The organism is Paenibacillus sp. 102 (assembly GCF_039549175.1).
Taxonomy (GTDB): Bacteria; Bacillota; Bacilli; order Bacillales; family Bacillaceae_G; genus Bacillus_A.
In genome coordinates, this window is the sequence record NZ_JBCGHT010000001.1 from 285,807 (window position 1) to 305,963 (window position 20,157).

Annotated in this window: 17 protein-coding genes and 1 riboswitch; all 17 genes read right to left on the bottom strand. The window is 37.0% G+C overall.

The features are described 5' to 3' along the window. Positions 1-9: 9 nt before the first annotated feature. Positions 10-795: a DUF3388 domain-containing protein gene (locus AAIE21_RS01480; protein WP_042979321.1), complete on the bottom strand. Its 786-nt coding sequence runs from the start codon at positions 793-795 to the stop codon at positions 10-12. 137 nt (positions 796-932) lie between these two features. Then, positions 933-1,181, bottom strand: a complete 249-nt coding sequence (locus AAIE21_RS01485) for a DUF3243 domain-containing protein (RefSeq protein WP_343265154.1) — start codon at positions 1,179-1,181, stop codon at positions 933-935. A 79-nt stretch (positions 1,182-1,260) separates the two neighbouring features. Next, positions 1,261-1,974 carry an elongation factor P 5-aminopentanone reductase gene (ymfI, locus tag AAIE21_RS01490; RefSeq protein ID WP_343265155.1) on the bottom strand — a complete coding sequence of 238 codons (714 nt, stop codon included), beginning with the start codon at positions 1,972-1,974 and terminating at the stop codon, positions 1,261-1,263. 186 nt (positions 1,975-2,160) lie between these two features. Next, positions 2,161-3,447, bottom strand: coding sequence for an EF-P 5-aminopentanol modification-associated protein YfmH (gene yfmH, locus AAIE21_RS01495; RefSeq protein WP_343265156.1), 1,287 nt, complete (start codon positions 3,445-3,447; stop codon positions 2,161-2,163). After that, positions 3,448-4,722, bottom strand: coding sequence for an EF-P 5-aminopentanol modification-associated protein YfmF (gene yfmF / locus AAIE21_RS01500; RefSeq protein WP_343265157.1), 1,275 nt, complete (start codon positions 4,720-4,722; stop codon positions 3,448-3,450). Between the two features lie 190 nt (positions 4,723-4,912). After that, entirely contained in the window at positions 4,913-5,872 is a 960-nt protein-coding gene (locus AAIE21_RS01505) for an ABC transporter permease (protein WP_343265158.1), read from the bottom strand. Then, positions 5,873-6,931 (bottom strand): ABC transporter permease, encoded by a 1,059-nt coding sequence (locus tag AAIE21_RS01510; protein ID WP_343265159.1) that lies wholly within the window; start codon positions 6,929-6,931, stop codon positions 5,873-5,875. Continuing rightward, entirely contained in the window at positions 6,924-8,456 is a 1,533-nt protein-coding gene (locus tag AAIE21_RS01515; RefSeq protein WP_343265160.1) for an ABC transporter ATP-binding protein, read from the bottom strand. Before AAIE21_RS01515 ends, AAIE21_RS01510 begins: the two co-directional genes overlap by 8 nt. 289 nt (positions 8,457-8,745) lie before the next feature. Then, on the bottom strand, positions 8,746-9,822 hold the full coding sequence (locus tag AAIE21_RS01520; RefSeq protein ID WP_343265161.1) for a BMP family lipoprotein: 1,077 nt from the start codon (positions 9,820-9,822) through the stop codon (positions 8,746-8,748). Positions 9,823-9,910: 88 nt separating this feature from the next. Then, the gene (locus AAIE21_RS01525; RefSeq protein ID WP_343265162.1) at positions 9,911-10,636 is read right to left on the bottom strand and encodes a GntR family transcriptional regulator; all 726 of its coding nucleotides are present in this window, start codon (positions 10,634-10,636) and stop codon (positions 9,911-9,913) included. A 218-nt stretch (positions 10,637-10,854) separates the two neighbouring features. After that, positions 10,855-10,956, bottom strand: a riboswitch (purine riboswitch). Positions 10,957-11,160: 204 nt separating this feature from the next. Next, positions 11,161-13,557 carry a DNA translocase FtsK gene (locus AAIE21_RS01530; protein WP_343265163.1) on the bottom strand — a complete coding sequence of 799 codons (2,397 nt, stop codon included), beginning with the start codon at positions 13,555-13,557 and terminating at the stop codon, positions 11,161-11,163. Positions 13,558-13,769: 212 nt separating this feature from the next. Next, the gene (locus AAIE21_RS01535; RefSeq protein ID WP_343265164.1) at positions 13,770-13,973 is read right to left on the bottom strand and encodes a YlzJ-like family protein; all 204 of its coding nucleotides are present in this window, start codon (positions 13,971-13,973) and stop codon (positions 13,770-13,772) included. After that, complete coding sequence (locus tag AAIE21_RS01540) at positions 13,970-14,719, bottom strand: ClpP family protease (RefSeq protein WP_343265165.1); 750 nt, start codon at positions 14,717-14,719, stop codon at positions 13,970-13,972. Before AAIE21_RS01540 ends, AAIE21_RS01535 begins: the two co-directional genes overlap by 4 nt. A gap of 99 nt (positions 14,720-14,818) precedes the next feature. Beyond that, positions 14,819-16,489 (bottom strand): ribonuclease J, encoded by a 1,671-nt coding sequence (locus AAIE21_RS01545; protein WP_343265166.1) that lies wholly within the window; start codon positions 16,487-16,489, stop codon positions 14,819-14,821. A 410-nt stretch (positions 16,490-16,899) separates the two neighbouring features. Next, complete coding sequence (gene dapA / locus AAIE21_RS01550) at positions 16,900-17,778, bottom strand: 4-hydroxy-tetrahydrodipicolinate synthase (protein ID WP_343265167.1); 879 nt, start codon at positions 17,776-17,778, stop codon at positions 16,900-16,902. 11 nt (positions 17,779-17,789) lie between these two features. Continuing rightward, positions 17,790-19,022 (bottom strand): aspartate kinase, encoded by a 1,233-nt coding sequence (dapG, locus tag AAIE21_RS01555; protein ID WP_343265168.1) that lies wholly within the window; start codon positions 19,020-19,022, stop codon positions 17,790-17,792. Positions 19,023-19,045: 23 nt separating this feature from the next. After that, the gene (asd, locus tag AAIE21_RS01560) at positions 19,046-20,092 is read right to left on the bottom strand and encodes an aspartate-semialdehyde dehydrogenase (protein WP_343265169.1); all 1,047 of its coding nucleotides are present in this window, start codon (positions 20,090-20,092) and stop codon (positions 19,046-19,048) included. Between the last annotated feature and the right edge of the window lie 65 nt (positions 20,093-20,157).

The following is a 20,157-nucleotide window of genomic DNA, read 5'->3' on the forward strand; positions in this document are numbered from 1 at the left end:
AATATTTCTTTAAAAGTCAAACATAGAGAAATTATTTTGCGCTCCTTGCTCAATTTCATCTACTAAATTATATTGAATTTCTTCATCATAATCGTTACGCAATTCAATAATATAATCAAAATCATCAAGTGTATATTCTGATTGACTCACAAATACATCTGGATGTTCGACAACTTTAGTTGCGGGTAATCTCATAATTTCACGAACGAGCTGCCAATGCCTTTCATTCGCACGCTTGGTTGAAACAATGCCATCTAATATAAAAATATTGTCGTCACTATACTCATCTTCAATCAGTTGACTGCGTACAGTTTGTTTAATAAGGGTAGACGAAACAAAAAGCCAACGCTTATTTGCACAAACGCTTGCTGCAACAATAGATTCCGTTTTTCCAACGCGAGGCATTCCTCTTATTCCGATGAGTTTATGTCCTTCTTTTTTCATTAGTTCTGCCATAAAATCAACGAGTAACCCGAGTTCATCACGCACAAAACGAAATGTCTTTTTATCATCTGCATCCCGCTGTATGTACCTACCGTGCCTAACTGCCAACCTATCTCTGAGCTTTGGCGGACGATATTTCGTTACCGTTATATTATCCATCGTATTCAAAATTGATTCAAGTCTAGAGATTTGCTCTTGATTATCACACATAAGCAACAGTCCACGCCTTGCGTTATCTACACCATTAATTGTGACAATATTAATGCCCAGCATACCGATTAACGAAGAAACGTCACCAAGCAAGCCAGGTCGGTTTTTATGTATTTCATACTCAAAATACCATTCAATCATTCAAGATCACTCCCCTCGCTCACTTTACACCTACGTACTATATTATATGATTTTACGTTAATAGGGAAGATAAATGTACAATTGACGCATGGTATTTTCAATACCTAAAAAAAAGAGAGGATTTCCTCCTCTCTTTTTTACTTATGTTGTACAAACTTTACCATTAAATTAGCAATTGTATGTTGTTCTTGTTCATCAGCGACTTTCCACAGCTCCGCTAATAATTTTTCTTGATCATTTCGTGCCTCTACTTCATTTGCCAAATAATCACCTACACGAAATGCCATATTTGAAACTGCACCACCATCAAGTCCTTTTCCTTGCGCCTGTTCTAAGCGCTCTCCTAAAAAACTTTTCCACTGATCAAAATTGTCTAGTACTGACATGATTAAGCACCTCACTATTAAGTAATCGAATCATACTTAATTTGTACAATTTCTTATTTTTTATGTGCAATTTTTTATTTTAACAATGCCAACCACCATTCACCCCAATAATTTGCCCTGTTATATACGAAGCCCCGGGTGATACGAGGAAAGAGACAGTTTTTGCGACTTCTTCTGGAAATCCAATCCTTCCAGCCGGAATCTCTTCTGCAATTCCTTTCTTGTCCTCTTCTGAAAACACACTTAACATTTCCGTCTCTATTGCTCCTGGTGCCACTGCATTTACACGTATACCACTTAGTGCAACTTCTTTCGCGAGTGCTTTCACATAAGAATTTTGTGCACCTTTTACCATAGAATACAGCACCTCACAAGAAGCTCCTACTTGTCCCCATATAGAGGAAATAACAACGATACTTCCACTTCGTAGGCGAATCATTGATGGAAGCGCAAGCGAGAGAAGATTATAGACACTCTTCACTTGCAATTCCACCATCTCATTCAATTGCTCATTTGTCACATCTGTCGCCAAACCAAATATACTCTTTCCAGCTGCATATACAATAACATCAATAGGATGATGAATTTGTTCCCAGAGCTTTTGCACGCCACCTTCTATTGCTAAATTAGCGTGAACTGGAATAATTGAACCAAACTCAAGCTTTAATTCTTTTATTTTCTCTTCACTCTTGTTGTAATGCACATACACCGTATAACCATCTTCAACTAATTGTTTTGAAATTGCAGAGCCGATTCCTCCGCTTCCCCCAGTCACTAATGCAAATTTTATCATATGTATCCTCTCTTATCTTTTCTCTACGAAGAAACTCTTTCAAATCACTAATCTTATTATAGATTCACAAACAAATAATACCCCTCACCTTACAATTCGGCAATAGCCAAAAGGTTAGATGAGGGGATACACTTCCTGTAAAGTTCTAAATCGTAAGGCTTAAGCCCCACTTATTCATGTTTCACGCTATTTCTTCGGCAAGACTTGGCAAATACTCATTCTTTCTTCAGATAAAAATACTTTTGCTGCTTCTTGTAAATCTTGAACAGTTAAGCCTTCTAAAACAGAAAGAGCATCAAACAAACTAGATTTATTAAACGCATACCTTGTGAATTGATTTGCAATATATTCTGGTGAGTTAAGCGAGCGTAAGAAGCCACCAATCTTCTTTTTCTTTACACGCTCTAGCGTCTCCTTGTCTAACCTATCATAATTTGTCTGTAGTAGAATACCTTTCAAACGATCCGCCAACTCATCAGGCTGTTTCGTATCACCACCAACCATTGCAAAACCAAAGTTGCTTTCTTCTGTATAATCATAAGAGAATGAATCGTCGATAAGTCCTTCATTATATAATGACTCATAATGAGCTGATCCTTTCCCAAATAAATAATCTAAAAGCAATGTAAGGGCAATTTCTTGTTTTAAAAGCTCTTGTCCTGCTTCTTTAAGCCCAGTCGCTTTAATACCAACTAAACATTTCGGTGTTTGAACCGGCATAGAAATAATTTTTTTCTTTTCATTTACTGCTTCTGGTTCCTCTTCAAACGAACGTACGATTTCTGCTTGATTTTTATAGTCTTTTTTCGCCTGGTTTTCACGTACTAAATCCATTGTCTTTTCTGGATCAATTGCTCCTACAACAAATAACAACATATTGCTAGGATGATAAAATGTCTCGTAGCACTCATACAATAAGTCTTTTGTAATTTCACTAATGGACTCAATTGTTCCTGCAATATCAATTTTGATTGGATGTTTGACAAATAAACTATCGATTAAACCAAAATACAAACGCCAATCCGGGTTATCTTGATACATTTGAATTTCTTGACCAATAATTCCCTTTTCTTTTTCAACTGTTTTTTCAGAGAAATACGGCTCTTGAACGAAATTTAATAATGTATTTAAATTTCGTTCTACATTTGATGTACATGAAAACAAGTACGCTGTTCTCGTAAATGATGTAAAGGCATTCGCAGAAGCACCTTGTTTACTAAACAATTGAAACGCGTCGTGATCTTCTTTTTCAAACAATTTATGCTCAAGAAAATGAGCAATTCCATCTGGCACTCGAACCATGTCTTCTTTTCCAAGTGGAACAAACGTATTATCAACGGAACCATATTTTGTTGTAAATGTCGCAAATGTTTTATTAAATCCTTGCTTCGGCAATATATATACATCTAATCCGTTTGGAAGCTTTTCATAGTAAAGCGTTTCTTTTAATTGTTCATAAGCAATCTTCTCCATCTATTCTCCCTCCGTTCCATGTAAAAAGTAAATCGTATCTAGTTCAATATTATTGGCAACCTTTACAATTTCCTCTTTCGTAACACGTTCAATGCCAGTTAACCATTCCTCTACTGGACGCGTACGCTCTGCAATAACGCCATGATAAAGCATTTCTACGAAACCACGCGGTGTATCAACCGCCTCTAAAATTTGATTTTGAATGACACTCTTCGTTTGATGGATCTCTTCTTCTGAAAAATCACCGCTTTGCATCGCTTTCATTTGCTCTTTAATAATGGCGACCGCTTTTTCATAATTTTTCGCTTCAATTCCCGACATAACAAAAAGAAGACCTTTATGGCTTTCAAAACGCGATGCCGCATAATACGCTAAACTATTTTTTTCGCGCACATTCACAAATAATTTTGAGTGTGAGAATCCGCCAAATAATCCATTAAACAGTTGCAGTGCAAAATAATCTTCATCACGGTACGTAATATATGTACGATACCCGATATTTAATTTACTTTGCTTTAATTCTTGCTTTTCAACAATTTCTTGTTCTTCATTATTTCGCTTATGAAGAATAACATTTTTCTCTTTTGCTGCACGAGGCGCGATTGAAAAGTATTTACCTACTAGGGCAATCGCATCCTCAGCTATGTCACCTATGATATATAAATCCATTTCATCTTCAGCTAACACCTTTTGATAATAACGGTATAAAGTTTCATTCGTAATGGAGGCAACACGTTCTTTTTGACCATTTGCACTTAAACGGTATGCTTCTACTTTACACATTTCTTCTATTAATCGTTCATTTGCATAGCGCATTTTATCATCATATGTAGCTTCAATTCGCTGCACGAGCGCCCTTTTTTCACTTTCTACAATTGATTGTAAAAAACCGTTTCCTTCCGTTGCTGGATGTAATACGATGTCAGACAGCATAGACAGCGCCTTTTCAAAGAGTGGCGGCGCATCCTGTAAATATGTTTCATTGGCAATATCCACATAAATAGAGACGATATGATCTTCCCCTTTTTTACTTACATCCACTGCTAGAGAAGAACCGTACAATTCCTCTAAATATTGGCGAAGCCGAATTACAGATGGTAATTTTTCTGTTGCACTTTGCAATACATATGGTAATAAGGCGCGCTCTGTCACCGTTTCTTCATTCAATGGTGCTTTAAAGCGAAATACAAATGTATTTGTTTTATATTTATCTGTCGGGATCATATGTACACGCAAACCACCTAATTCATGTACTTGCTGTTCCATCAGTTTCATTAATAGCCCTCCTTTACGTATGTAGGAATATTCCTCTTCAATATACAGTTTTTAGAAACGAAAAATCAACTTTTCTTCCTTACATACTTTCACCTCAAAAAGTTTACTCATTAAAGAGAGAAAGAAAATTTCTGTATTAAGCATATTCTATGTAAAAAAGCCCGCACTAATGTGCGAGCTTTATCAATACTTATCTTTTTCCTTTTTCATACGGTGTCCCAAGTGCCTTTGGAGCTTCTGAGCGTCCAACAAAACCAACAAGCGCTAGAATCGTGAACACATATGGTAATATCGTTAAGAAAACACTTGGAATTTCTTTTAATACAGGAATTGTACCACCCGTTACCCCAAGAGATTGAGCAAAACCAAAGAATAAAGCTGCTCCAAGTGCTCCGAGCGGATTCCATTTACCAAAGATCATAGCTGCTAATGCTAAGAAACCTTGTCCTGTAATTGTTGCTCCTGAGAAGTTATTCGAGATTGACATTGCAAAAACTGCACCACCAACTCCTGCAAACATTCCTGAAATACAAACGGCAATATAACGCATTTTATATACATTAATCCCCATTGTATCTGCTGCCATCGGATGTTCACCAACCGCACGAAGGCGAAGACCAAAAGGCGTTTTATAAATAATGTACCAAACCACGAACGCTAAAATAATGGCAATATACGATGTTAATGGTACATTTGAAAAAAGGATTTTGCCGATTACCGGAATATCCGAAAGTCCTGGAACATCAATTTTTTCAATACGATATTGAATAAAATCAGTTTGTCCTTTACCAAAAATCTTCTTAATTGCAAACACTGTTAAACCAAGAGCTAAAAAGTTGATGGCAACTCCACTAACAACTTGGTCAGCGCGGAACGTAATCGATGCAACTGCATGAAGAAGTGCAAATAATCCACCGCCAATTGCTGCAAAAACAAGCGCAATCCAAGGAGTCATCGTTCCCCATGTATCTCCCATTAACAACGTTGTAACGATACCAATAAATGCACCAAATAACATTAATCCTTCTAATGCAATATTTACAACACCGGAACGTTCACTAAACACTCCACCTAACGCTGTAAAAATTAGAGGTGCTGCTGTGTATAATGTACCTGTCACAAGAATGGCTAAAATATCTAGAAAACTCATTTATTTCCCCTCCTTGCTCATGCGTGTAAGTGCCCATCTTAAAACATAACTACATGCAACAAAGAAGATAATACATGCAATAATTACATTAATCAGCTCCGATGGAACATCTGCTTCAAAGTTCATTTGTGGCGCTGCACTTTTTAAACCACCAAATAATAAAGCTGCAAGTAAAATACCAAATGGATTATTTCCACCCAGAAGTGCTACCGCGATTCCATCAAAACCAATCCCTGTAAACGAAGACATTGCCGTCATATTTTGAAATGTCCCAAGTCCTTCCATCGCACCACCAATTCCAGCAAATGCACCTGCAATTGTCATGGATAATACAACATTCCGAGATACTTTCATACCCGCATATTGAGAAGCATGTTGGTTAAATCCAACTGATTTCAATTCATATCCTAAAGTTGTCCGATCTAATAAGAACCACATCAAAATAGCAACTAAAATTGCAACAACAATCCCCCAATGAAGACGGGATCCATCTGTAATAGAAGATAACCATTCTGATGCTAATGAAGCACTAGCCTGAATATCATATGATTTCTCATTTGCTTCATGTAAAAATCGCTTAATCAAGTCATACGTAACATAAAGAGCAATATAGTTCATCATAATTGTAACAATAACTTCATTTACTTTAAATTTACCCTTTAAGTAACCTGGAATAAATCCCCATAATCCACCAACTAAAGCTGCAACTAATATAGATAATGGGATATGTAAAAATACTGGTAAAGACACCGCATACCCAAACCAAACAGCCGCAAGCCAGCCAACTAATAGTTGCCCTTCTACTCCGATATTAAATAATCCCGTACGGAATGCGAATGCAACAGACAAACCAGCTAAAACAAGTGGAATCATCGTCCGAAGCGTTTCACCTATAGCTTGCGGATTTCCAACCATCCCTTCCCATAACGCTGCATAGCCAACAATTGGATCATATCCACTAACTACCATTACAATGGCTCCAACAATCAAACCAAAAATAACGGACAACACAGGTACTAGAATATTAATTGTTCGCTCCGTTAAAAACTTTTTAGCCATTTGTATTCACCTTCTCTTCCCCTGTTCCACCAGCCATTAACAGACCAAGTTGCTGCTCATTCGTTTCTTTTGCATCCACAATCGCAACAATTTTCCCTTCATAAATAACAGCAACACGGTCACTCACATTTAAAATCTCATCGAGTTCTAAGGATAGAAGCAGCACCGCTTTCCCTTTATCTCTCTGCTCAATTAGTTTTTTATGGATAAATTCAATTGCTCCTACATCTAAACCACGTGTTGGTTGCGCTGCAATTAATAAATCAGGATCACGATCCACTTCACGTGCAATAATCGCTTTTTGTTGGTTTCCGCCTGAAAGCGCACGAGCTAATGTTTGTTCACCTGGTGTACGCACATCAAATTGTTGAATAAGCGCTTTAGCTTTTTTTGTGATTTCACTAAAATTCAAAATCCCCTTAGTTGAAAATGGGTTTTTATAGTATGTTTGCAATACCATATTATCTCTGACAGAAAAATCAAGAACAAGGCCATGTTTATGACGGTCTTCTGGAATATGACCAATTCCTTCTTCTGTAATACGTCTGACTGGCCAGTTTGTTATTTCTTTCCCTTTAATTGCAATAGAACCTGACTCAACTTTTCGTAAACCCGTAATCGCTTCTATAAGTTCACTTTGTCCATTCCCGTCAATCCCTGCAATGCCGACAATTTCTCCTGCACGAACAGTTAAGTCAAGGCCTTTTACAGCAGGTAATTGGCGTGCATCATGCACAGTAAGGTTTGCAATGGAAAGTACCTCATCCTCAGGTGTTGCGTCTATTTTTTCTGTTTTAAAATTCACTTGACGTCCGACCATTAATTCTGCAAGTTTATGTTCATTTGTATGTGCAACGTCAACAGTTCCAATCCCTTTTCCTTTTCTAATGATTGTACAACGATCACAAACTTCCATAATTTCTTTTAACTTATGTGTAATAAGAATGATAGATTTACCTTCTTTTACAAGTTTTTTCATAATTTGAATAAGCTCATGAATTTCTTGAGGAGTTAACACTGCCGTTGGTTCATCGAATATTAAAATTTCCGCTCCGCGATAGAGCGTTTTCAAAATCTCAACACGCTGCTGCATACCGACCGAAATGTCCTCAATCTTCGCGTACGGATCTACAGCTAAACCGTATTGTTCAGATAACTGTTTAATCTCTTTTGCAGCATCATCAACAGCAATCTTCCCTTTTTTCTTCGGTTCATTTCCAAGAATAATATTCTCTGTAACTGTAAAATTATGAACAAGCATAAAATGTTGATGAACCATCCCAATTCCATAGTCATTAGCGATATTAGGATTGGTAATTTTCACAGGATTTCCTTTAATTTTAATTTCTCCCTGCTCCGGTTGATACAAACCAAATAGCACATTCATTAACGTCGATTTCCCTGCACCATTTTCTCCAAGTAAAGCATGTATTTCTCCCTGTTTTACTTGCAGCGTAATATTATCATTCGCTACAATGCCTGGGAATACTTTTGTAATATTATTCATCTCAATTACGTATTCCATATTGTTCCTCCTTTTAGCTGGGAACAGTCCCCTATTACACTCTATTAAAAACGACTATATATAAATCTAATTTGATTTTCCAACATATAAATTGTGGCTAAAAAAACAAAAAGAGACTTCCACTCATTTTCTCCTTCTGTTTTCACATGATACGGGGCGAAAAAAGGAACTGACCGCTTCTATCCACCGGCGGCCCCTCTCTACCACCTGGTTTTATGTCGATCTTTCAAGCAGTATTTATATATACAAAGGTTAGTTCTAAGAACTAACCTTTGCTATTTCTCTATCATTATTTCTTTAGAGAAGCTTCATATGTTTTGTACTCATCTGGAGTAGCTGGTACTTTAATTTCACCATCAGTAATTTTCTTTTCAAACTCTTCTACTTTTGTTAAAATTTCTGGGTTTACTTTCTTCACATTATCAGTTGTTTTCGCAATACCAACACCATCATCTTTTAAACCAAACTCTTCTATTTTTCCACCTTTTAACTTACCATCTTTTGCTTCTTGTGCTACTTTTGCAACTGCAACATCAACACGTTTTACCATAGAAGTTAAGGTTACATTTTCAGGCATACCTTCTTGATTTTGATCACGGTCAACACCGATCACCCAAACATTTTCACCTTTTTTCTTACGGTTTTTCGCTTCTGTAAATACACCGTTACCAGTTGCACCTGAAGCGTGATAAATTACGTCAATACCTTGGCCATACATTGCTGATGCTAATACAGACCCTTTTTCCGGTTTATCAAATGCATCCGCATATTGTGCTACAATTTCAATATTTGGATTCACAGCTTTCGCTCCAGCTTTAAATCCTGATTCAAACTTCTCAATTAATGGACTTTTCACTCCACCAATAAAACCAACTTTATTTGATTTCGTTGTCATTGCCGCAACAGCTCCAACAAGGAAAGATCCTTCATGATCTTTAAATGTAATGCTTGTTACGTTTGGCTTTTTCACAACAGTATCTACAATCGCAAATTGTTGTTTTGGATATTGATCCGCTACCTTTTCAATTGAATCTTGCATTAAGAATCCAATACCAAATGCTACATTATAATTACTTTTAGCAAATTTTGTTAAATTTGGAATGTAATCAGCATCCTTACTTGATTGAATATAACGGTATCCTTCATTTTTTTTCAGGTTGTTATCTTTACCGAATTTCGTTAAACCTTCCCAAGCGGATTGGTTAAATGATTTATCATCAACGCCCCCAACGTCTGTAACCATACCAACCTTGAAATCTTTATCACCTTTTTTGTCACTATCTGCCTTATCCGAGTTACCACATGCACCTAACACTGTACTCGCCGCTAACGTTAATGATAATAAAAGACCTGTTTTTTTCTTCATACTAGAAACCCCTCCTAAATGATATATGTATCTATTAATATGCTAGTGTCCCCTTCTTCTTGCTGTCACCTCCCTAAAAAGGAACGAATTACATACGTTTTCGTAATACGTGGAAGCTAAATTTATCTGCTCTAAAATAATTAATAGAATATAAAATTGGTTCATCATTTTGATCATAATGCATTTGCTTTAGAACTAGCAGTGCTGTCTCTGGCTCGCATTGCAGAACCGGTGATATTTTCGGATGATAACCAATTGGTTCAATATGAGCAACCGCATATGTAATACGTTTATGCGTGTTATTATGAATAACCGTAAGTAGCGATTCTTCGTTATAATCCGATAAGTCTGGCAATACTTCTTTCGCTAACTTGTCAATGCAATAGACAACAGGTTCCCCGTCTGCTGTACGAACACGCTCAATCATTACAGCCTCAAAGCCTTCATCACTATTAAACTTTTCTTTTTCTTCTTCTGTTAGACTCGTAGTAGATGATGATAAAAAGATTGTTCCTGGTGTTTTCCCCACACTAGAAATCATATCTGTAATACTAGAAAGCTGTTCAATTCCAGAAGAAAACAGCGGTTTTGCATTCACAAAAGTACCAACGCCATGTCTGCGAATCACAACATTTTCCTCTTCTAAAATACGCAATGCTTCCCGTAAAGTCGCTCTACTTACGCCAAGTTCTTTCGCTAAATCAAACTCTGAAGGCAACTTTTGTTTTTCTTTATATGCCCCGCTTTTGATTTTCTCTTTAATGTGATCGATCACTCGTAAATATAAGTGTCGACTATCGGATTTAACTGACATAAGACTCCCCCGCATTCCAATTATTCGACCTCTGATGTAAGACTTCTGTTCTCTTTTTTCAACCAACAACATAGTAACGGCTACAATTCAATTTGTCGAATAAATGTTAATAATTTTTCAAAATGAAATTTTCTATCTTTATTCCATAAAAAAAACTTTGCACCACAACATTCCTCATATAGAGAAAAAGTTAGATACAAAGATTTCTTACATCCTTTGTTACACACTTTTCCCCTCATAGTCTAGCAATTCATGGTTGCCAGGTAGAAACTTATGGACCTTATCTCCAAGATTATATGAGGCAGTGATTCTTTTCGAAGTAATCGTAACACTTGCTCCCATACGTGTCAACACAATTCAACACTTTTCTACAGAGAATATCGAACATTTTTCGAAAATAACATTAAAAGCATTCGTATTCTAAAGAATACCCATAAATGAAAGCCCTTTCTTTACGATTGACTATAGTATATAACAAAAACACTATATAAAAAAGCCCAATTGTAAGCAATTGGGCTTTTTTATTAAGAACTTTTTTCTTGAATATCTTTAATTAATACTTCTCTCGGCTTACTACCTTCATAAGGTCCAACTACACCATTCATTTCCATCGCATCAATAAGACGCGCTGCACGTGTATATCCTACTCGGAATCTACGCTGCAGCATTGAAACAGAAGCTGTTTGCATTTCTACAACGAGCTGAACCGCTTCATCATATAGTTCATCTTCTACTTCTTGCTTTGTTTCCGGTACATCTTGCGGTATCATATCTTCTTGATATTGCGCTTTTTGTTGTCCAATAACATATTCTACAACTCTTTCCACTTCATCATCTGATAGAAATGCTCCTTGTACACGAACTGGTTTCGATGCACCAATTGGTATGAATAACATGTCCCCTCGTCCTAATAATTTCTCAGCACCTCCGCCATCAAGAATTGTCCGAGAATCAGTTTGTGAAGACACAGCAAACGCAATACGAGATGGAATATTCGCTTTAATAACACCTGTAATAACATCAACAGACGGACGTTGCGTCGCGATAATTAAATGAATACCAGCAGCACGTGCCATCTGCGCTAAACGCATAATTGCATCTTCTACATCTGAGGAAGCAACCATCATTAAATCAGCCAACTCGTCCACAATTACAACAATGTATGGAAGCTCAGGCTGCTTTGCTTCTGATTGGTCATTATGATGTCTAATGTATTCATTATATCCTTCAATATTACGTGTTCCACTATGAGCAAACAATTCATAACGGCGTTCCATCTCACTCACAACTTTTTTCAAAGCTTGTGATGCTTTTTTCGGATCTGTTACAACGGGTGTTAATAAGTGCGGAACACCATTGTATACATTCAACTCTACCATTTTCGGATCAATCATCATCAATTTTACTTCATGCGGTTTGGCACGCATTAAAATACTAACGATAATACCGTTAATACATACACTCTTTCCGCTACCAGTCGCTCCAGCTACTAATAGATGGGGCATCTTATTTAAACGCGCTAATACCGCTTCACCAGTAATATCACGCCCAAGACCAATTAATAATTTCTCTTCTGGATGATTGTTTGCTTTCGAATCAAGTACTTCTCGAAGCGTTACCATCGAAACCTCTGAATTTGGAACTTCAATCCCTACTGCGGATTTCCCGGGAATAGGAGCTTCAATACGAATATCTTTCGCGGCTAATGCAAGTGCTAAATCATCACTCAAACTCACAATTTTACTTACTTTAACTCCCATATCGGGATACACTTCATATTTCGTAACTGCAGGTCCTTTATGTACTTTCGTTACTTTTGCTTTCACACCAAAACTTTGGAAAGTACGCTCAAGCTTACGAGCATTTTCATAAATTTTCTCATTTTCATTTGTAACCTGTTTGTTTTTTGGAAACTTCAATATATCGATAGCAGGAAGCTTATAATCTTTGTTTTCCACGTTTGAAAATTGCATTGGGGGAGCTTTTGTTTCTCCTTCCAGAGATTCAACAATTTTTTCTCCTCGTTTCTTTTGCGGTCGCTCTTTTGATGCAGATGAAATCTCTTCTTCTGCCATAGGAGACGGCGCAATCAAATCATTTGCAACCTCATTTTCCCTTTCCTTATCTTTCTCTTCACTGACCGGATAATTCTCTGTAAAATTCGAAATAATTGGCGGCCCAATTTCTATCTCTTCTATCGGTTCAAGAACTTCTTCTTGTACGTCATGACGCTCACTACGCGTTCGTTTCGGAACTTTTTTCTTTTCTGTTTGTTCCGCTGCACGCTTAGATCTCCAATCCTTATAATCACCTTGCATAACCTGAAATTGACTTCTAAGTATTCGTCCCACCGGGGCCAATACTTCCCCAATATGTTTGTTTGTAATGCAAAGTATGCCAAGAATAACTAAAATAATCCCAATGATATAAGCACCTACTTCATCAAACAAGAAATAAAACGTTGCAAACATAAGTGCCCCAAACATACCTCCACCTAAATGAACCGTCTCTGCACCTTTCTTCATCTCAAGAAAGAACATATCTTTTGTACTCACAATTACAGATGTATTTTCTACCGCTCCGTCCTTTGTAAGAAGGTTAAATAATGTAATATGACTGAACATCAATATTGCTAACACAATTAAATAAACACCAATTAATCGTTTATTTAAAAGGTTTGGCCAACCACGTCTTATAACAAACGCAATGGATAAGGCTATTACACCTAATACACCAACTATGTACCATTCGCCAAAGAAAAAGCGAAAAAATAACACAAACGATTTCCCTACAACACCTAGCTGTAAGATTGTAATGATTGAAAGTGCAAAAAGAGTCAATCCGACGATTTCGTAATACAAAGTTGGCTTTATCGTACGTCTTGCTTTTGATTTCGTCCCTCTTTGCTTTTGTTTTACCATTTCTTCACCCCAAGTCCAAAAATTAAGTGAGACTTTCATTTATTGAAAGCATTTTTTGCATATCATTCGTCACATTTTTAGATCTGTTTACGTGACATTTTACACATCTTGTAAAATGTCACGTAAACAGAAGAAAGCAGCCTAATCATGGCTGCTCAACCGTCTTGTTTTTTATATTATACCATAGCTTCTAAACAAAATCCTGCTTTTTGCTAAAAGGTTATTTTCTGTCCTGGCTCATACTGTAAATAGTGGGATGGATTCGTACTTAGCACACGCACAATAGAATAATATTGACTATTCTCTTCAGATACTACCATCTCTACTCCATTTACATTCACTATTTTTTGTCGTTCGTACTGCGAATAGTCGGTCTGATAAACAAGTTGCTCTGGCATAATCGTATATAAAATCATTGCAGCAACTTCCCGTCTTGATCACCATCTATTTTCATATCTATTAATTCATTTAACTTTCGAATCGCATCTCCAATACCACCAACATCATCGATAAGCCCATACTTAACTGCATCTATTCCAATTACATTTGTTCCAATATCTCGCGTTAAATTCCCCTTAGCAAACATAAGCTCTTTAAAACGATCTTCCGTCACTTTTGAGTGTTTTGTTACAAATCGAATCACGCGTTCTTGCATTTTATCCAAATACTCAAATGTTTGCGGGACACCAATAACAAGACCAGTCAGACGAACTGGATGAATCGTCATTGTTGCAGTTTCAGCAATAAATGAATAATCTGTTGACACAGCAATTGGCACACCTATTGAGTGCCCTCCACCTAAAACCAAAGATACAGTTGGTTTCGATAATGAAGCTACCATTTCAGAGATTGCCAATCCAGCCTCAACATCACCACCCACAGTATTTAGCAATAAAAGTAGCCCTTCAATTTTCGGATTCTGCTCAATCGCCACAATTTGTGGAATCACATGCTCGTATTTCGTTGTTTTATTTTGTGGTGGAAGCTGCATATGTCCTTCTACTTGCCCAACAATCGTTAAACAATGAATACGTGATTCATTCATTTGCGGAACGTTCGTTTGACCAAGTTGCTGAATTTTTTCTATTACTGACGCCTCTTTTGCATCCTCTTTCGGTTCGGCTTCTTTTTCCTCATTTGTTAAACCATCACGTTCTGTCATATCGCATCCCCTTTCACTCTTATACAACTATTATTTCTTAAGTTGTAAATTTCATGCGATAGGGATGAAAAAGAAAAAACCACCGTAAAGGTGGTTTTCTTATACTTCCATGATAATTGGTAAAATCATCGGTTTTCTCTTCGTTTCCTCATATAGAAACTGCCCTAACAATTCACGAATATTTTGTTTTAACATGGACCATTCAATCGAATACTCTTTGATGGATTGTTCCACAATTGTACGTACAATATCTGTAGACCTTTCGATTAACGCTTCAGATTCACGAACGTATACAAAACCACGTGAAATAATTTCTGGCCCAGAAATTATTTTCTTCTCATCTTTCCCAAGCGTTACGACAACGACTAAAATTCCGTCTTGCGATAACATCTTACGATCACGCAAGACAATATTTCCGACATCACCTACACCTAATCCATCAATAAGAACATTTCCAGCTTGTACTTTACCAGCTGGTTTCGCCTCTTCGCCTTCAAAAGCAATTACATCGCCCTTTTCCACAATAAAAATATTGTCCTTCAAGACACCAACATCTTCCGCCAAATACGCATGTGCCTTTTGCATACGAAATTCACCATGTACGGGTATAAAATACTTCGGTTTCATTAAATTCAGCATCAATTTCAACTCTTCTTGGCTACCATGACCAGAAACATGAACTTTTCTTTCTCCATAATAAACAACTTCTGCACCAGCTCTAAATAGCAAATCAATGATTTTCGATACTGATATTTCATTACCAGGAATTGGAGATGCTGCAATGATAACTGTATCTCCTTTACGAATCGAGATTTGTTTATGAGCTTGCTTCGCCATTCTTGAAAGAGCTGCCATTGGTTCCCCTTGGCTACCAGTTGTTAAAATTGCTACCTTTTTCTCTGGGAAGTTATCCACTTCTTGCAATGAAATAACCATGCCATCTGGAACGTCTAAATATCCAAGACGTCTTGCGATATCCACTACTTTCACCATACTACGTCCTACAACAGCTACTTTACGTCCTGTTTCAGCAGCTGCATCAAATACTTGTTGAATACGATGTACATTAGATGCGAAAGAAGCAACAATGATACGACCTTCTGCACCATAAAATACTTTTGAAATTTCTATTCCAACTTCTTTTTCAGAACCCGTGTAACCAGGACGTTCAGCATTTGTACTATCTGATAACAGACAAAGGACACCTTCATTTCCAATTTGCGCCATCTTCCCAAGATCTGCCCCGTTGTTGCCAATTGGTGTTTGGTCGAATTTAAAATCTCCTGTATATACGATAGCACCTTTTGATGTATGGAAGCACACACCAATAGAATCTGGGATACTGTGTGTTGTTCCAAAGAATGAAACCTTTGTCGTATTGAATTCCACTTCTGAATTAGAATCAATTGTTTTTAAATCTACACGACCAAGCATTCCTGCTTCACCAAGTTTTTCTTGTATTAAACCTACTGTTAACTTTGTTGCATATACTGGGATTGAAAGTTTACGTAGTACATAAACAATTCCACCAATGTGATCTTCATGGCCATGTGTAATAAATAAACCTTTTACTCGCTCTTGATTTTCTACTAAATATGTAATGTCAGGGATAACAATATCAATTCCAAACATTTCGTCTCCCGGGAACATCAATCCTGCATCTACAATAAAAATTTCGGAATCAATTTCCACACAATACATATTCTTCCCGATTTCACCTACTCCACCGAGAGCAAATACTTTTACAGAATCATTCTCTTTTCTCTTCATGTTGTTGCCTGGTTTAAAAATCTTACAAACACTGATTTCACTAAAATTGTAGAGACACCAGGGAAACTCTACAACCACCATATATTCACCGTCCAAGACGAATGTCCTTACCGTTATGCGATATCATGTTCTCGTTCGTTTTTTAAACCAGGTTTCACCTCTCTTTCATTATATAAATCAAATATCTTATGCGATATGATATGATAATTCCGTTAAACCATAATTTTTTCCAATTTTGCTAAGCATACCCGTACTAAGCTACTTAGCCATATTATAACTGATACAAGAAATAGAACACAAGTTAAATCGTGAGAAAGAAGGGCGAAGTATATAAATTTCAAGGGGAATTACCTGTAAAAAGATTTCTTTCAAAATAAAAATGACCTAGTTTTTACACTAGGTCATTTTTATTAACGAGGAATTGATTGCATTACACTTTGTAATGTTAGTCGTTCTTCTTCTGTTAATGGAAGAAGTGGTAAACGTACAGATCCTACGTCTAACCCAACCATTTGTAACGCTGTTTTCACTGGTGTCGGGCTAGGTGCCATAAATAGTGCATTCGTTACTTTAACAAGTAATTGATGCAATTTCTGTGCTTTTTTGAAGTCTCCTGTTTGGAATGCCGCAATCATTTCTTGCATTTCATTTCCAATTACATGAGATGCAACAGAAATAATACCTTTAGCTCCAACTGCCATAGCTGGTAACGTTAAGCCATCATCACCGCTGTATACAGCAAAGTCGTCCGCCGTTTTTTCAATAATTTCTGTCATTGTTAATACATCGCCGCCAGCATCTTTAATTGCAACAATGTTTGGTATTTCTGATAAACGAACAACCGTATCAACGGAGATTTGTACAATAGATCGTCCTGGAACATTGTATAGCATAACCGGAAGTTCTGTACTTTCAGCAATTGTTTTAAAATGCTGATACATTCCTTCTTGACTTGGTTTATTATAATACGGTGCCACTAACATAATTGCATCGACACCAACTTCTGTTGCTTTTTTCGTTAACTCAATAGAAGCATGTGTATTATTGCTACCTGTTCCAGCGATTACGGGCACCCTTTTATCGACAACAGATACGACATGGCGATATAACGCTACTTTTTCTTCAGATGACAATGTAGGAGATTCTCCAGTTGTTCCTCCTACCACGATTGCTGTTGTACCGTTATCAATTAAATAATTTACCAATTTAGTTGTCTTTGCAAAATCGATGTTTCCATTTTTATCAAATGGCGTTACCATCGCTGTTGCAATTGTCCCAAAATCTACCATGGTCTCACTCCTTATTGTTCCAGTTGCTTTTCTTTCGAAAGTTCAAATGCACTATGCAATGCATTTACAGCTTCCACTAAATCTACTTCTTTTACGAGTACCCAAATTGTTGTATGACTATCAGCTGATTGTAAAATTTGAACACCTTTTTCTGCTAAAGCTGTAACGATTTTCGCAGTAACCCCTGGAATACCTGCCATTCCAGCTCCAACGATAGATACTTTTGCGCAATGCTCCGTCACAATTGGATCATATCCAAGTTTTCCAAGTACTTCAACAGCATGACTTGATACATGATCACTTACTGTATAAGCCACACCTGTAGGCGAAATGTTAATTAAATCAACACTTATCCCTTTATTTGCCATCTCTTTGAAAACATGTTGTTGTAAATCGTAAGATCCGTCTTTCGCAAGCACTTTAATTTGCGTCACGTTCGATACATGAGCAATTCCTGTAACTGGACGTTCCTCTACATCACGGCCTTTTGTAGCACCATCATATGCCGCAATAAGTGTACCTTCACCATCAGAATACGTAGAACGTACACGAAGTGGTACCTTTGCATGCATTGCGATTTCAACTGCACGCGGATGAACAACCTTCGCGCCTTGATAGGCCATGTTACAGATCTCATTATATGTTACATTTTGAAGATGACGCGCATCCTTTACAATACGTGGATCAGCAGTCATCACACCTTCTACATCAGTAAAAATATCGATATATTCAGCATGAAGCGCAACACCTAGTGCTGAAGCTGAAGTATCACTACCACCGCGTCCAAGTGTTGTTGTATCGCCTTCTTTCGTTTGCCCTTGGAATCCTGTCACAACAACAACATCTACGTTTTGTAACTCATCATGTATACGATCACAATTCATTTCGACAATTTTCGCGTTCGTAAAATCATCATTTGTTACAAAACCAGCTTGTGCACCATTTAATGCTGCTGCTTTTACTCCATTTTCATTTAACATATTTGAGAATACAATTGCCGAAATTAACTCTCCGCATGATAATAATAAATCTTGTTCACGTTTTGAAATACTAGATTCCCTTTGATTAACAAGACTTAATAATGTATCCGTTGCGTATGGTTCACCTTTACGTCCCATAGCCGATACAACTGTAACCACTTTATAACCAGCATCTAATGATTTTTTAATATGGTGAAGTGCATGCTTACGTCCGTTTTCATCACGTACCGATGTACCACCAAACTTTTGAACAATAATTTTCATATTTTGCACCTTCTCTTAGCCGTTTACACTAATTGTAATTTTACTAATCGTTCTGCAATTTGAACAGAGTTCCATGCAGCACCTTTTAATAAGTTATCAGATACGACCCAAAGATGGAATCCTTTTTCATTATTTAAATCTTTACGAATACGTCCAACGAATACTTCATTTTTGCCTACTGCAGTAGATGGCATTGGATATAATTGTTCTGCAGGATCATCTTGCAATACAATTCCTTCTGCATCCGCAAGCAAGTTTTTCAGTTCTGCTACAGTTACACCTTCTTTTTCCACTTCAATGTAAACTGACTCAGAATGCCCTGATACAACTGGCAAACGTACACATGTCGCTGCTACTTCTAACTCGGGCATATGCATAATTTTTTTCGTTTCATTAATCATTTTCATTTCTTCAAATGTAAATCCATTATCTTGAAACTTATCAATTTGCGGAATGGCATTAAAAGCAATTTGGAAATGTTTTTTGTCACCTGATACAGGTAAAACATTTGCTTTTACTTCTTCTCCATTTAAGATTGCTTGTGATTGTTCATGAAGCTCTTCAATTGCAGCAGCACCTGCACCTGACACAGCTTGATATGTGGAAACGATTACTCGTTTTAAACCAAATTGCTGACGAATTGGTTCAAGAGCAACTACCATTTGAATTGTCGAACAGTTTGGATTTGCGATGATACCATTATGTTCTTTTAAGTCATTTTCATTTACTTCAGGTACAACAAGTGGCACATTTTCTGTCATACGGAATGCACTTGTATTGTCAACAACAATTGCACCACGCTTTGCTGCTTCTGGTGCCAACTGTTTCGATACAGATCCACCTGCACTAAAGAGTGCAATATCGACTCCTTCAAAACTTTCAGGAGTTGCTTCTTGTACTGTGAATTCTTCTCCTTTAAATACAAGCTTCTTACCTGCAGAACGTTTAGATGAAAGTAACGTTAATTTTCCAATTGGAAATTCACGTTTCTCTAAAGTATTTAACATTTGTTCACCAACTGCGCCGGTTGCTCCAACTACAGCGACATGAAAAGTTTTTTGCTTTTCCATCACTATGCCCCTTTCTAGATACCAATCCTTCTATACTTAGAATTAGAAGGAGTATAGAGTACCCC

Coding starts and splice junctions, on each gene's coding strand:
- dapA (WP_343265167.1), bottom strand. CDS start 17,778: ATGGTAGATTTTGGGACAATTGCAACAGCGATGGTAACGCCATTTGAT.
- asd (WP_343265169.1), bottom strand. CDS start 20,092: ATGGAAAAGCAAAAAACTTTTCATGTCGCTGTAGTTGGAGCAACCGGC.
- dapG (WP_343265168.1), bottom strand. CDS start 19,022: ATGAAAATTATTGTTCAAAAGTTTGGTGGTACATCGGTACGTGATGAA.
- AAIE21_RS01520 (WP_343265161.1), bottom strand. CDS start 9,822: ATGAAGAAAAAAACAGGTCTTTTATTATCATTAACGTTAGCGGCGAGT.
- AAIE21_RS01545 (WP_343265166.1), bottom strand. CDS start 16,489: ATGAAGAGAAAAGAGAATGATTCTGTAAAAGTATTTGCTCTCGGTGGA.
- AAIE21_RS01540 (WP_343265165.1), bottom strand. CDS start 14,719: ATGACAGAACGTGATGGTTTAACAAATGAGGAAAAAGAAGCCGAACCG.
- AAIE21_RS01485 (WP_343265154.1), bottom strand. CDS start 1,181: ATGTCAGTACTAGACAATTTTGATCAGTGGAAAAGTTTTTTAGGAGAG.
- AAIE21_RS01525 (WP_343265162.1), bottom strand. CDS start 10,636: ATGTCAGTTAAATCCGATAGTCGACACTTATATTTACGAGTGATCGAT.
- ymfI (WP_343265155.1), bottom strand. CDS start 1,974: ATGATAAAATTTGCATTAGTGACTGGGGGAAGCGGAGGAATCGGCTCT.
- AAIE21_RS01515 (WP_343265160.1), bottom strand. CDS start 8,456: ATGGAATACGTAATTGAGATGAATAATATTACAAAAGTATTCCCAGGC.
- yfmH (WP_343265156.1), bottom strand. CDS start 3,447: ATGGAGAAGATTGCTTATGAACAATTAAAAGAAACGCTTTACTATGAA.
- AAIE21_RS01505 (WP_343265158.1), bottom strand. CDS start 5,872: ATGAGTTTTCTAGATATTTTAGCCATTCTTGTGACAGGTACATTATAC.
- yfmF (WP_343265157.1), bottom strand. CDS start 4,722: ATGAAACTGATGGAACAGCAAGTACATGAATTAGGTGGTTTGCGTGTA.
- AAIE21_RS01510 (WP_343265159.1), bottom strand. CDS start 6,931: ATGGCTAAAAAGTTTTTAACGGAGCGAACAATTAATATTCTAGTACCT.
- AAIE21_RS01535 (WP_343265164.1), bottom strand. CDS start 13,973: ATGATTTTATATACGATTATGCCAGAGCAACTTGTTTATCAGACCGAC.
- AAIE21_RS01480 (WP_042979321.1), bottom strand. CDS start 795: ATGATTGAATGGTATTTTGAGTATGAAATACATAAAAACCGACCTGGC.
- AAIE21_RS01530 (WP_343265163.1), bottom strand. CDS start 13,557: ATGGTAAAACAAAAGCAAAGAGGGACGAAATCAAAAGCAAGACGTACG.